This is a genomic window from Brumicola blandensis, assembly GCF_031846165.1.
Classification (GTDB): domain Bacteria; phylum Pseudomonadota; class Gammaproteobacteria; order Enterobacterales; family Alteromonadaceae; genus Glaciecola; species Glaciecola blandensis.
The window spans coordinates 264,767-278,997 of sequence record NZ_JAVRIE010000006.1; the positions used below are offsets into that span (position 1 = coordinate 264,767).

11 protein-coding genes are annotated in these 14,231 nt (G+C 44.8%); all 11 read right to left on the reverse strand.

Translation table 11 applies throughout. The annotated features are described in order from the left end of the window. Nucleotides 1-37: 37 nt before the first annotated feature. The 11 genes from RM544_RS14875 to RM544_RS14925 all read right to left on the reverse strand — a co-directional run bounded on the left by RM544_RS14875 (nt 38) and on the right by RM544_RS14925 (nt 13,516). On the reverse strand, nt 38-430 hold the full coding sequence (locus RM544_RS14875) for a hypothetical protein (RefSeq protein WP_311362594.1): 393 nt from the start codon (nt 428-430) through the stop codon (nt 38-40). Continuing rightward, nucleotides 423-1,268 carry a tetratricopeptide repeat protein gene (locus RM544_RS14880; protein ID WP_311362595.1) on the reverse strand — a complete coding sequence of 282 codons (846 nt, stop codon included), beginning with the start codon at nt 1,266-1,268 and terminating at the stop codon, nt 423-425. The genes RM544_RS14875 and RM544_RS14880 overlap by 8 nt, the downstream gene beginning before the upstream one ends. Further along, nucleotides 1,249-4,587: a tetratricopeptide repeat protein gene (locus RM544_RS14885; protein WP_311362596.1), complete on the reverse strand. Its 3,339-nt coding sequence runs from the start codon at nt 4,585-4,587 to the stop codon at nt 1,249-1,251. The genes RM544_RS14880 and RM544_RS14885 overlap by 20 nt, the downstream gene beginning before the upstream one ends. A 1-nt stretch (nt 4,588) precedes the next feature. After that, on the reverse strand, nt 4,589-6,607 hold the full coding sequence (locus tag RM544_RS14890) for a hypothetical protein (protein WP_311362597.1): 2,019 nt from the start codon (nt 6,605-6,607) through the stop codon (nt 4,589-4,591). Nucleotides 6,608-6,621: 14 nt separating this feature from the next. Beyond that, complete coding sequence (locus tag RM544_RS14895; RefSeq protein WP_311362598.1) at nt 6,622-7,227, reverse strand: hypothetical protein; 606 nt, start codon at nt 7,225-7,227, stop codon at nt 6,622-6,624. Nucleotides 7,228-7,230: 3 nt separating this feature from the next. Further along, nucleotides 7,231-8,442, reverse strand: coding sequence for a DUF3570 domain-containing protein (locus RM544_RS14900; RefSeq protein WP_311362654.1), 1,212 nt, complete (start codon nt 8,440-8,442; stop codon nt 7,231-7,233). Beyond that, entirely contained in the window at nt 8,408-8,680 is a 273-nt protein-coding gene (locus RM544_RS14905) for a DUF4266 domain-containing protein (protein WP_311362655.1), read from the reverse strand. The genes RM544_RS14900 and RM544_RS14905 overlap by 35 nt, the downstream gene beginning before the upstream one ends. A gap of 5 nt (nt 8,681-8,685) precedes the next feature. Further along, a complete protein-coding gene (locus RM544_RS14910) occupies nt 8,686-9,249 on the reverse strand; it encodes a TlpA family protein disulfide reductase (RefSeq protein ID WP_311362599.1) in 564 nt (187 codons plus the stop codon). Between the two features lie 16 nt (nt 9,250-9,265). Further along, entirely contained in the window at nt 9,266-9,961 is a 696-nt protein-coding gene (locus RM544_RS14915; RefSeq protein WP_311362600.1) for an outer membrane beta-barrel domain-containing protein, read from the reverse strand. Between the two features lie 73 nt (nt 9,962-10,034). Beyond that, nucleotides 10,035-10,787, reverse strand: a complete 753-nt coding sequence (locus RM544_RS14920) for an SH3 domain-containing protein (protein WP_311362601.1) — start codon at nt 10,785-10,787, stop codon at nt 10,035-10,037. After that, the gene (locus RM544_RS14925) at nt 10,787-13,516 is read right to left on the reverse strand and encodes an HzsA-related protein (RefSeq protein ID WP_311362602.1); all 2,730 of its coding nucleotides are present in this window, start codon (nt 13,514-13,516) and stop codon (nt 10,787-10,789) included. The genes RM544_RS14920 and RM544_RS14925 overlap by 1 nt, the downstream gene beginning before the upstream one ends. Nucleotides 13,517-14,231: the final 715 nt, after the last annotated feature.

Below are 14,231 nucleotides of genomic sequence, written 5' to 3' on the forward strand. Positions count from 1 at the left end.
TGTACCATCAACAAGTTGCTGAATTTATACCCAAGAGCTACTTTTCAGCGGTAACCGATGTGGTAGTTTGGCTATTTTGTATCCCTTCAAGAAGATTAATCTCCTTTAAAAATTTGTTTCTTACCAGTGGCTTAAGTGATGTTTTAATAGGCGCCCACCGGTTTTCATTGCGATCGATACGCTGATGCAATGGCAACTGCCAAGGTACAATTGACAATACCTTTGGCTGTTCTTTGTTTCCACGAATCGTTTCTTCTAAGCGCAGCACATCACCGCTAGCTGAGACATTTCCGTCAGATGCGACGCGCACATCAATGGGAGACTGCTCTTCTAAAGCTTCTGTCTCTGGTTCTTGAGCGATTGCTGCTGAAAGACCAAAGTGCAATAACAAGAGTAATGAAGTGCTACGTTTGAAAACGAATTTACCCATTAGCTTGCTCCCGCGCGATGGCCTTTAATTGGCGTTTAATATCGGTGATCCACTGCCCTGCTAAGCGTTGTTCTTTCAACAGTGCTTTGGCTGGCGTATCAGTACTTTGTACTTGTATATCGAGTAAAGCTTTATACAGCCTATAATCGCTAAGGGCTGACGCTTTATCACCAATGTATAAGTCATTTAAAATGCCACGATTACGATAAGTCGATGCATTACCAGGCCACGCTTTTAAGGCTTGGTTGTAATATTCTTTTGCCTGCTCAAAGTTGCCCATATCTCTGTGCAATTTGCCCAAGCGATTCAGCGCTTGATAATTGTTTGGTGACAGCGCAATAGCGACTTCGTAATCTTTAATCGCCTGTTCAATGTTTGTCGCTCGCTGATGGATATCACCACGTAAGACCCAGACTGAGGTATGCGGTGCGGCAAAGAAATCGGGATCGTCTAGTACTCGCTGAACCTCGCTTAATGCGCCGTCAGTGTTTCCTGCAGCCAAGGCATTCATCGCATTTTGTACATTCTGTAATTGACTGGCATTCAGCTTTTTCTGACTTTGGTTTTCCACTTGATAAGCGTTTATGGATGCCATCAAGCCCTGAGCCTCTAACATCAAGGCTTGCTCAGCTAGTTCTTCTTCGCTCATTACTTGCGCTGCTGGTTCAGTACCATCGTTAAGTACTTCTTCCGTTTTTTGCTCTGCTTCTGTCGCGCTTTGCTCATCACTCCCAAAAGTTGGGAGAGAAGGTAAGCTAGAACAGGCACTCATCATGACGCCAAAGCTCAAGACAAGCAGCGATTGCAGGAGTCGTTTGTTATTCAAAGTCTTCAACACTCAAGTCCTCAATTTGTTCTGGCTTGCGATAGCGCACAGGAAGGAAACCTTCTAGTGTACGTAAGCTTTCTTTCACCCAATCGTCATACAAACCATCATGAGCGCGTTTGGCATTGTTTTCATGCAAGGTAATCGCCGTTTCTTCAAACGGGAAAGCCTGCTCTTCTAGCAATAATTCGTACTGACTCATTTCCAGCGCCGATAAACCGTTTGGTCTAGCAGAATCCATCAGATCAACGGCCAACACAGAATACAGATTTGCTAATGCATAGTTTGCTTCTGTGGTGTACTCAGCAATGCCGTAAGACATCACGCCGTCGTAGCGAGCAATGGCTGTTTTCAATGCTGTTTGCTTGCGCTGTAAGCTCTTATTGAGTGGCAATGTTAGCTTGATCTTTTGGTAAGCGTTGTCGGCATCCTTAGCAAAGACCATAGAGCCCATCGCAGCTAAGTAACGCGAGCGAGCGGAGCGTTGGTCACCAGCATTGCGGTCCGCCTCGATCAATTTATTTAACCAGAAACGGCGTTTCGATTCTTCGCCACTTTCTTGATAGAACTCGGTCATTTTAAAGCGCGCTTCATTCGCATCTGAAAGCGGATTTGGATAGCGATGCGCATAGGAACGGAAAGTGTCTAATGCTTTCTCACGGTCATTTGCCTTTAAGTAATATTCAGCCGCCACAAACATAGACTCTCTACCAAGCTGGCTGTCCGGATTTGCTGCATGCTGAGCCATCAATAGCTTAGCAGCGGGAGCCCATTGCTCTGACTTCTCATATGCGACCAAGAGTTTGCCTGGAATAGTGGATACTAGCTCGTTTTTCGGGAAGCGCGTTTGGAAATCTAATAATAGCGGCAAGGCCGCAGACCAGTCTTCTAAAGCAAGTAAGTAAGTTGCTGTATCGTATTGCGCAGCCGCTCTGAACGTCGAATTTGGTGTTTGACGCATAATGCGTTGCAGTAAGGCCACACTGTCAGCTAACGCTAACTTTTGTGTTTCGCTGAGTACCGCAATATCTTCACCCTCGGGAATGGGTGCAGCTAAGGCTTCTTTCACATTTGCACGGGCAAGTACTTGTTCAGACTGCTGGAAGAATGTAGCCGCGAGACGATTAGTGAGCTCTTTAATACGCTCATCATCCGCCGGTAATATGCTTAAGAGGGTTTCGTAACCAGCTTGCGCCACCACATAGTTTTCTAAGGCAAAGTTACCATGCGCTAGCACTAAGCGTGCTGAAATAAGGCTTTCTTTCTCTAGCTCGTGCACGCCAATGTGTTGTTCACTTAGGCTTGCCTCAGGCAAGTTTGCACGAGCATATGCCAAGCCGTTTAGCTTATCGCCCGACAGCAACCAATTCGCCCAGCGCATTGATTCAATATACTTCTCTTGCTCGAATAAACGCTGCATAAGAGACTGCGCAACATTGACTGTGCGAGGGTCACTGGCAAAGTTTTCAACGAATAACTGTTGGCTGACCATCTTGCGAGCTTCTAATTGATTTTTGAAGCTAACATCCCGGTCGACCGCACGTTCCGTCAAGGTTTCAAACAATATTAATGCAGCATAAGCAGCTTCACTAGCCAGCGGGTTCGGCGAGTCTTCGTATGCATAAATCTCAAAGCTTTCTATTGCGCGATTCAATTTATTTGCTGAGCTTAAGGCTTCAGCTAAGTAGAAACGCATTTGTGGCACTTCATCATCTGGCGAGAAAGTACGGATAAACTGGTCATAATAAACTGCAGCAAGCTCAAAGGCTTCTTGCTTTGTTTTCATTAAATCGTTGATTGATGCTGTGCTCCAAGAGGAACTTTGCGCCTCGCTCACTTGGCTACCCACAAACGAACTGGCTGCCGTTTCTGCGCCAGACTCTGCTGCTTTTGAAGATGATGCGTTTGCCATCATGGCTTCAACTGTTTGGGCTATGCTGTGCTCGTTTTGTGCTAATTCTTTCAGATATTGGCGCAGGTAATCACTGGTTTGACGTCCAACAAGCGTTTGTAAACCGTCAAAGTGCGGTCCATCAACCCCATAAGCTTCAACAAAACCGCGTTTTGCTTCTAACACAAGTGCTGGGAAATCACCTAAGATATATGCATCAATGTGTTTCACGTAAAACTCAACTGCTCGCTCATGAATAGGATAGGTATTCGCAAAAACAAGCAAGGTATCCGCGCTGTCTTTAAAGCGGTCATTGTTTAAATGTTGCTGAGCAAGCTCTTCATAAATAAGGTTCTCATATGCACGCTGACCATTGGTCGCAAAGAAATCTTTGATTGCTTCACCATTTCCCTGATAAGAGAATAGTAGTGCCATGATACGAAGCGTGTCTTTCACCAACTTTTGTTGCCCTAAAGGCAGCTCATCCACACTGATAAAGGTTTGCGTGTATGAGTTATCTTCTAAGGTGTCATCGAGCATTTTTGAGAAAGATACCAAAGCGTTGCCATGATCTTCTTGTTTGAAGAAGCTCCACCCCTGCATGTAAGCAGAGATACCGTAGAAATTATTTGCGGTCAGGCTAGAAGTTTGTTCAGATAGCGCCAATACTTGGCCATAGTTGTCTACGGCGGCTGGGTAATCGCCACGCGTAAAGTAGTATTCACCAATTCGGAAATACAACTCAATATGATAGTTAGTCACAGAGTGCGTTGCGGTAGGGAAAGTGCGTAAAAAGCGCTGCGCTATTTCGACGCTCTCGACTTTTTTGCCGTCTAGGTCAAGCGCACGCGACAGCTGATACATCGCATCCATATATTTGGTTTCAGTGCGTTTTGCCTCTACCAGTCTTGCTTGAATTTCTTTGTCGGTAATTGTCGAGTTGGCCGCTTCTTCGGCTAAGCGCTGTGCTTCAGCCACAATTGAAGCTTGCTGTTCAAGCACTTCGCGATAGCGTGAAATGGCCTGATTAAAGTAGCTCGCAGGTTGCAGCGTGCCTATACCTTGATCGATACCTGTATCAACATTGCGGCTGTCAGCTTGACTCTGTGCTTGCTGAGTTTCCAGAGGAATACCTTCTTCCTGTGCCAATTCTGCTAATTGCATTTCGATATCAGCTAAACGAAAAGCCACCTGCTGCTTCTGTTTTTCATCTTTCAACAGTGGAAGGAGCGCTGCATATTCATCTCGGGTCTCTTTCAATGAAAGTCGCGGTGCTATCGATGGTTCAACCTTTAAAGGTTGTAAATCTAGCTCAGCCAAGGTCGGACGATTGCTCACCCCTTCATTGATGACAGATTCTTCCTCGGAACTAAATATCCCGCAACTAGCAACGAATATACTGCATGACAAGATAAGGGCTGTTTGAATGAACTTTTGCATCTTAACGCCCCCTCTCAGGTTGCGCTAAATCTTGCAAACGGATAATGGCTAAACGTGTGGCAACTTGTTGATCAGCTAATTCCTGCATACGCATCGCCATGTTGGCCCGCAAGAATTGCGTTAGTCTAGCTGTGATTGAATCGACTAACGCTTTGGTTTTCACATAGTCAGCATTTGCGCTCACCGCCATAGCATCAACGCGACTACGCTGCTCATCTATAATTGCCGTGTTGTTCTGTAAAGAGCTGAGTTGTTGATATTGTTTGTCCGCTTGTTGGTACGCACCTTTCAAGTGATTCAGCTGCTTTTGATGCTGCCATCGGCTTTCAGGGTAAGCTTCAGAAAGTTGCCAAGCTAAAAACCCTTTCAATCTGGCGACGCGCTGTGCGTATTTCTTCGATAACTTGCGTTCACGTTCGTTATTAATGCGCTCAATACGTTGCTCTGACTTTTCTAATCGAGCAATGGCTGACAGTTGTTCTTCATTAGCAAATAGCGTCATTGGGACATTGGCTGCGTTCAACGCTTCTTCATAAGTTTCTATGCGAGTTAGGGCCTCATCCAAAGTAAGCTGAGCGGTCGTAAGTGATAGATTCTCACTGCGTTCAATAAAGGCTTGCTCGCGCTCGTCTAGCAAACGATACATGCTATCAATCTGGCGCAAATTCCCGTCGAGTGTATTCAGCAGTTGCTTAGCTTGACGCCTTACATCTAGCAAATACGCAGAATCTATCTCACCATCACCACTGAGTAATAAGATCTGAAGGTCACGATGTTCAACCGGCCAATTGCCGTCCGTCACCGTGTCGAAAAAGTCTTCTTCTTGGACTGCCAAATCAAACGTTTCCAGCGTACTCATGGCAATATCAAGCTGCCTTGAAGAATCACGTAATGACTGAAAAGCCTCAGCCAACGCACCTTGTTGTTCGTAACCAAACGCTAAACCGTGACTGGCTTGCAAGGCATAAATACCTTGGCTATTGTCACGCAAATATTGCCAAGCCGCCATCGCTAGCGGCCAGCGATTTTCTTGTGCTAAGGTCCAACCGTAGGTAAGTAACGACTGTTCCGCTTCTAAAGATTCACGACCAATTTGTTGGAGTGCGATCAAAGCATTAGTGTAGTCTTTGTTATCAAGTAGGCTGATGCCCAAACCGTAGTTCAGACGATCAAATAAAGCATTGCGCTCTTTATTGGCTTGTTCCTCTTGCGTCGCACTTAAGCCATTGCCAAACCAGTCGAACCATGACCACCAACTGTTATTGTCGGCCGGATCCTGCACTGCATTCTCTATCGGTGTATTATCTAATTGCTGTTTAGCTGCAATAAAATAGTTATTCGCGGTCTCATAGTCCGCTTGGCTATGCGATATCACTGCTTGGTTTGCAAGTAAGTAGGTTTGATAAATAGAATCACTCGGCAACTCATTGGCGATCGTTAGCCAGTCTTCACCCGCTTCCATTTTTTCGTGGCTTACCTGATACAACAACTCTTCAAAATGCTCTTCACTCAGCTCGTCATCCAAATCATTGTCCATAATCGCCGCATAGGCACGCTGACTAATGCGGTCACGTTTCTGGGCAAAACCAGACTTGGCTAACCAGAACCAAGTATTCGCGCGAATATAGTCATCTGTAGAGTCACTAAGCAAACGGTTGAATATGATTTCGGCCTGCTGTGTCATGCCCAACTGAAGACTCACTGCACCTTTCATCAATTCCAGACGGTCGTTGTTGTCAGTCTCGTAGGGAGTTTGTGCGATTTGTTCGTTTAAGCGAGTAAGCGCTTCTTGAAGCAAAGTTTGATCAGGCACGTCTTGAAAATAGCTATACAATACTTGTCCAAACGCTACCTGCTGGCGCTTTTGCGCTAATATTTGCTCAGCAGAACGGGTATCTTCCGGTTCGGGATCAGGTTTTGGCGTTGAAAAGCAGGCCGACAAGGCAGCTGTTAGCACGGCAACAGAAAGCAGCTTACCGGTGTTTTTCAAACGAATGAGGATTGACGCACTAGGCTTCATAAACGATATAAACCCTATAGCAATGAAGCTTCAAAAACAGGTTGCTGCTTGCTGGTCGAATCAACAATCTTTAATTCAACAGTGGCAGCTTCATCATCTTTGTCAAACTCAAGTGTAACCGCGCGCTTGTACGGACGGTTTTCAGGGCCGGTACCAATGAATATCGCGGTAACTTCACGCGTCCCTTGATTCACATTACCCACATACAAGCGTTGCACGCCGCCTTTGTATAGGGCGTTCACTTGTCGGTCGGTATATAAGTAATTAGTCGCCAACTCACCATCAATTTTTAACTCGACAGAATCTAATTTGAAGTATTCACCAACATCCATCGCTAAATAAACGGCCACTTGCGTGCTAGAAGGGAAGAGTAAGTCTTCTTCTAGGATAAATAGGTCTCTATTCAAATTCACTAGCGCTTGTTTCAGAGTTTCCATCTCTGCCGCCAGTTCGCTATCAGGGATAGGCGTTACTTGCGCGACGGGCGCTAATACTGGCGCATCATCATTGGCCGTATCTTCCGATGGTTCTTGTGCTGCCACTGGCATTGCGATATTCATAGAAAGTGCAAACAGCATCATTGCGCTAAGTTGAATAAGTTTATTCAAAGTTGTTGTCATAAATTAGTACCAAACTGAAGCAAAAATGCGTAACACGTTTGCAGAAAACCCGAACAATGGTTCTTCACCTACTGGCGCTTCGGCCGTAGCATCTCTGAAGTCATCGTACGCAAATTTCATGTAATCCCATTCAAAATGCACCGCGCTCTTTTTAAAGATAGCGGTTTGAGAGAATTGCCATTCGTAAGCAACGCTAATACCGGCAGTGATACCGTTATAGGTGCTCATTTCCTTGTCGCGGGCCATGAAGTTAAACTCATTTGGGCGACTGAATAAATCTTGATAAAAATCCGCTTTGTCCTGTTCGTAATAACGAACAAAAAATTCAAACAACCATTCGTCTTTATAGGGTTGGATATAGCCAATACGGAAGTTTTTCGCTTGAATTCCCCAGGTATCGCTATAGGTTCTGGCATCGCCGTAAACCGCGGCACGATAGGGAAGATAGTAGTTAGCATTAACAGAATACGCGGTACTTGAACGAGTACGAGGATAAGACTCCGTTGCAAAGCTGAAACCTCTGTCGGTGCTGGAATCTAAGAAGCGAACTGCACGGTAAGGGTTATTTAAATAGCCCTCGTCGGATATATGCTCAACGTTAAAACCAACTATCAAACTTTTGGTTGCCACTTGGCTAAACCCGAAACCAAACTTCTGACGATCAGCTTCTTCTTCGAAGCTTTCGTCACCACGACGTCCTACAACATCCCATCCTTTAGAATAACTTAAAGTAATGGTACTTAGGTCGCCGAAGAAATCTTGGCTAATACCGACATACACTGAGTTTGCTTCGAAGTCATTTTCGCTACTGTTGGTGAAGCTAGTACTCAACAAGGTTTTGTTATGTAAGAAGTCCACTCCGACGGTTTTTTCTTTGCGTACTTCTTTATATGGGCTTGCGGTAGAACGCACATCAATAGATGCGCCAGATACAGTATCAACATAATAATTTGCAGATACTGAGACTTTGCCGCCAATATTCTTACGCAACAGCACTGAAGGACCATCTATCGTGACACCATCACCTTCGTAAGCGTGATACAGAACATCAGCACGCTCTGTCGGTAACACGGCAGCATTAGTGACGCTCACCACAATAGAACTCACTATCAGCGCGAGTGTTACTAAACAGACTTTGATCAATTTCAAATTCTGACGAATGGCTTTTGCTGTGTCTGTGCTAGTTGCAACCACAACCACCACCTGCGCCACCATCTGCGCCACGCGCGCCTTCACGAGATTCAAACACGTGCTTTGCATAGGCTAATGCCACCGGATTACGATTCATACTCATAATCGGATCGGCTAAATTACTGCGCTCATAAGGCTTAACCCACGGTTCAAGATTCGCCAATGGGTTAGATATTTCGAAGGTGCTCGCACAACCACTGCCTAACATTGCTGTTAAGGCGACTACTGATAATTTGAGTGAAGATTTACTGAAAAATTTCATGGTCATTACTCTCTCATCAACATTTTAATCGCTTTTTCATATTTCTTTTCGTCACCTTTACGGTAACCAGGGTGCAATAAACGCACATTGCCGTCACGGTCAACCATCACCGTCGTTGGCATTGCGTTTACATCATATAATTGGCTGACATCACCAGACGTATCAAACAATACTGGGAAACTCACTTCAATATCGTCAAGCAAGACATTTGCCTTCTCAGGGTCGTCATCAACGTTGACGGCTAAAATCTCAACACCCAAATCTTGATATTCTTGATACAACTCTTCAAATGCCGGCAGTTCTTCACGACATGGGCCACACCAGCTTGCCCAGAAGTTTACCAACACGATATTGCCGCGCTGTTCAGACAAACGCATGTTACCGCCATCTTTACTCTTCAGGGTAAAATCAGGTGACTTCTCACCAGATACTGGTTTCGCAGATACGTTTGCAGCACCCAAACACAAGCTTAAAGTGGCTGCGCCTAATAGGATGAATTTGCCCAAAGTACTCTTTGAGCTGGCTTTGCGTGAGCTTGTCTTACTTAAATTTGTTTGCTTAAAAATCATTGTCTGGTCCCGTCAATTAAAAGAAGAATGTTGTGCTTAGCGTAAATGCTAAGTTGTGAACATCCTTTTCTACCCCGATGATGTCGCTATTAAAAACGTGATCACGCACGTCTATTCTTAGCGCCCAAAAATCGGTAAACAGCAGTCGGTATCCTGCTCCAACACTCACAGTAAAACGCTCATCACCACCAAATTCGGTGCTACCAGCGCCTACCGTAAAGTAAAAATCTGAGTTAAAGACTAATGTATCTGTGAAGAAACTTTCACCATTGATGTTATAACCTAGTGATAAGTTATAATACCTATAGTCACGTTCCTCATCGGTAAGAAACGGCGCGCCACCCGAGAGTTTCTCGAAGCTTGTCTGTCCTGCAGTGGTCTGCGCATAGGCAGCTTCCAAGAAGAAATTTTCGTTCACATGATACGCAATCGTAGCGCCAACTACGGCATCTGACTCAAAATCTTCAATACTAATAAAGCCACCAAACACACCGATTTCGAAATTTTCTGTATCGATATCTGACTCATCAATTTCACGACGCTCAACATTGGGATCGATTAAGGCTGGCGGACGCTCTTGGGCCTCTTGATCTTGAGCGCTAGGCGCTGAATTGGCACTTACCTGCGCACTTAATAACAAGGCGCTTGCGATAAGCAGTTTGCCGATGCTCAGGCAGCTTAAGTTTTGAAAGCTGGTTTTCAGTTTTGTCATTCATTTCACCATGGTATTGGTCATCGTAATGTCGTGCTTGCGTCGGTGTTTTTTAGGCCGACTATTCTTTATCTTAAAAGAACACCGCAAACCCGAGTTTAATTTCTTCTAGTCTTTCTTGATCGTCTCTGTCGGTCAACGCAACGATGTTTCGGTACTCTAGTTTCACCACTACGTTACGAGCAAAGTAGTAACGTAAACCGGCACCCACTTCATACATATCGCTTTTTCGCACTTCATCACCACTCTGCACTAAGTTAGAGCGCGGACGTGTTCTTATTTGGCCTGCGCCAATGGTTAAGTAAGGACTTAATTTCCATTCCGGAAAGGTATGGTGTTGCAAACGCGCTGACCATAAAATATTTTCAGAAAAGTTCCCCAGTGCCTGTGCAAATGTTGCCTCTGCAATAAGGTTATCGGTCCATTTCCAAGATGTGCCAACCGATAGAGAGGTCACACTCTCAAGTACACCACCAAAAACACTGAATTCGAAGTTCCGATTGCCGTAGTCTTCAAAGGTTCCGGTGGGCACATAAAGCACTTCACCACTCGGCTTAATGGTTTTACCCAATTGCTCAGCTGACACCCAGCCCTCTTCACCTTTCTCGGTGCGAGCCTTGTACCAGCCAGTTCGCTTTTTCAAAATGGTGATCGCTTCCCCTTGTTCAGCCACGTGAAAAATGGGGTATTCACTAGCAGGACCAGTACGAAAATCAATATAAGGTTCAACGATGGTCACTACCAGTTCATCGGCTTTTGCCGAGAAGCTGAAGCAGCTTGCCCACGTTAAAACAAGCAGTACAACAAAGTTAAAATGTAGTTTCATTAATTAGTTGGTGCATCAAATGGGTTATTATAATTTTGGCCACCGACATCTAGCCATTCGTTAATCATTTTCAATTCAGCTGGCGTTAGCCAAGCTTCATGACTGCCGCCTTCTTCGAACACAGCAAAAAACCGGCCACTTGCGCGCGCGCCGTTCACTCTCATAGATGAAGCAACAGGAACCTGTTGTGTGACTTGAATGAAGTTACCTTCGGGGTCGACAATAGGCTCGCCTTCTTCATCTAACTCAAAGACAGGATCGCCATTATTATCGAATACTGGAACCAAACGTGGCAATAACGCGCCGTCGACAAGCTCTTGTTCAACATCATTAAACAGTAGCTCGCGATAGCTAGTGAGTAAGTCTGCATCAGCTGGCGACGGATTACCAGTAAGTTCTAACTGACCAGCAGGTACTTGCAAGACATTATCAGCATCAAACCGGTTATGACAGGCTACACAAGTATTGTCGCTCACGACCATTCCATCAACATCGACAATGGATCTGTCTAGCTCGAATAAAGGCTGAATATGATCAGGGAAATTAATCACCGTGCGGCAAATAGAGGTCCACGTTTGTGCACAGCTTTGCGTAATGGGTAGCGCGGTTGATAAATCGGCATAAGCAAGTTCGTAAGACTCTGCTGGCGTTTGCACAGCGGGGTCAGTCCACACATCTTCAAAAATGATATCTGGTGTTAAATTTGGCACACCGTTAATGCGTGTGACTGTTTCTGCCATCGTCTCGCCTAGGTCGGTAAACAATGCAGGATTAGTGTTCGGAAAAGGTACACCGGTGCTAGGTGCCCCTAAATTAATTGAAGGCGCTTCTGCATCTGCACGACCATGCGGCCGAAATGTAATGTCAGAGTTATTGCTGCCGTTGTGGCAACCATTACATGTTTTCGTTTCACCCGGTGCCACTTGCAACCAGTTTTCATGGCGTGCTGAAATACGTTTACCGTCAGCATCGACAATGCTTAAGGCGAAGGGCAAATTAGCAGGCACTGCCACCTTCACTGAACCATCAGGTTGAATAGGTGTGTAACCCAATAGTTCGCGCATCAGTTGGTCGCGTGAACGGCCGAAGGCGCTATTATCTAAGTCGAGAGTATCCTCATCTGGAATCGACACACTTTTCACAATACGTAGGAAGCGTGCAGGACGGTCGTTGACGGCTACTTGTGTCGGATCGGCCATATTTACTAAGCCCGCAGGGCTTAAATCTTCACCGGCAAAGTCATACACACTGCGAATATGAATAATACCCATGCCAGCATCAATTAAGGCCGTTTCAGTACTGTCTATCGTCGTATCTGGGTCGGCCGGAAACGGGCGACTTTCAACCGCAACTACTTCTGAATAGGCAAAGTTTTCTTGTGGCACCACTAACGGTAGTTGCGTGCCCTCTTCCGGGTCAAACATCCACAAACCATATAAAGGCGGCGCTTGTTCAAACTCAGGATCATTTAAATTTTGTTCATCACAAGGCACGATAGAGCGCACAGCATCTTCTTCAGCATCTGCAGGCAATGGTGCTAATAGGCGGCACTGAGACCATGAAAACAACTGACGACCACTACCATCAAACAGAGGATACAAAGCGGCTATATAGCCACCTGGGGAAATTTCAGCTTCAATATCGATGTTATCAAACAATGCTTTCTCTTGTGCCGGACCACTAAGTGAATCGGCCGAGGCAATAGGTGTGAAATTATCAATATAATTAGCAACGTCGATAGCAACAAAATCAGTCCCTAACTCTTCCTTTTCAAAAGGGGTGAGGGCAACAAGAATACGATCGTCTGGTGTCACTCGTGTTTGCGTGAATTGAATGTCTGCATTATCGCCGTTTGAATCGACATGGCTGTGTCGGCCATATAATAATTCTAAATCGCTTCCATCTGGATTCATTTGGTAAAGGTGAACACCTTTATTGCCAGAAAACTGATCCCAGCGGCTAAAAATAATTTTTCCATTAGGCGTTACTAGAGGGTCTAGGTCATGACTTTGGTTGTATGAAATTTGCTGAATATTTTCGCCATTTGCATCCATGATATGCAGAACGGACGCATGCACGTCTCTACCTTCCTCAAGGCCTGCATACTGGGGTTTGCCTTCATCAAGCAAGACCGCTTGATTACCACGTTGGCGTGTTGAACTGAACAATATGCGCCCATCTGCTAAATAGACAGGTCCGGTATCTTCCCCCGCTTCAGCAACAATGTTCGACCCAATGACTCTTCTGAGCTCTTTAGTCTCAACAATATATTCCCAAATATTCCAGGTAGGTTGCTCATCATCATCAGCATCTTCATCTTCTGGCGCACGCATACTAAAAATAAGACGTGAGCCATCGTAAGAGCTCTCTAGATCTTTCACATCAATAGGTAAGCGCTCACCCTCTTCGTCAACACGATCAGCAAAAACGTCAGCAGTAATATCAACTTCTGCTGCACTAGCATTGGCGCGCGCTTTGATAATGAGTGATGCGCCAGGTATGAATAAAGCAGGTTCAGTAATAGAACGCTGCATATCAGCATCTTCTACACTTAAGTCGCGTTTAATAACAGCAATTGGTACGTCAACAACAACGGGGTCGGGGTCCTGCTCCTCTGAGGTAATGTTTTCACCACCACACGCAGCAAGTCCTAACAGCAATGAGCAAAGAAAAACGTTTCGGCTATATTTATTGAACGGTTTGTCAGTTTTGTACGCTTGAATTTTCATTTTTCTTTGCTCACTTTACAGATTATTTCGCATCCTAACGATACTGCTCTAGTGCTATGATTTATAGTGTCACCAAAGTGCAACGCCTTATCTCACCTAGCCTTAAACGTATATTTATTTGCACCTAAAACAGCCTTGCTTAAAGGTACAATTTGCGTCAGGATGAACAGACTGACAGCATACTGTGCCTACAGCAATCTTGTTTTCTATATGTACGGATTAAATAATATACCGTCGGTTTTAGGTATATTTTTCTACCCTACATTTGCGACTATCTATAACCAAACTGATATAAAAATAAAACGATTTGCACAATAAGTTATATACAAAAATAGGCATATAACAGCGTTGTCGGCAGAATTAGGGTATCCGTGAATCTCTCCATACCACGTACTTTTCCTCTACACCCTAGAACTTGCAAGGCACCCAGCAAACAAGTTCAAATTTTATACTGAATTTGTGTAAAAAAATACCTTTGCACTGTCTGTCATTGGAAACACCTTTGACTCCGATTTTTGTAAAAAGAAGCTAGAAAGGCAAGGCCACCTCAAATATTTATATGTTAAAACAGATAGATAGGCCGCGCGGCACGTTTCTTGTAACGCTCAACTTTTAAGCCCAATTGCGTTGTTCGTATTTTGATCAATGACCGAGAAAAGTATGAATCGGTATAGCACTCTACACTTATTGATTGCACAAAATAACTTACTGACAA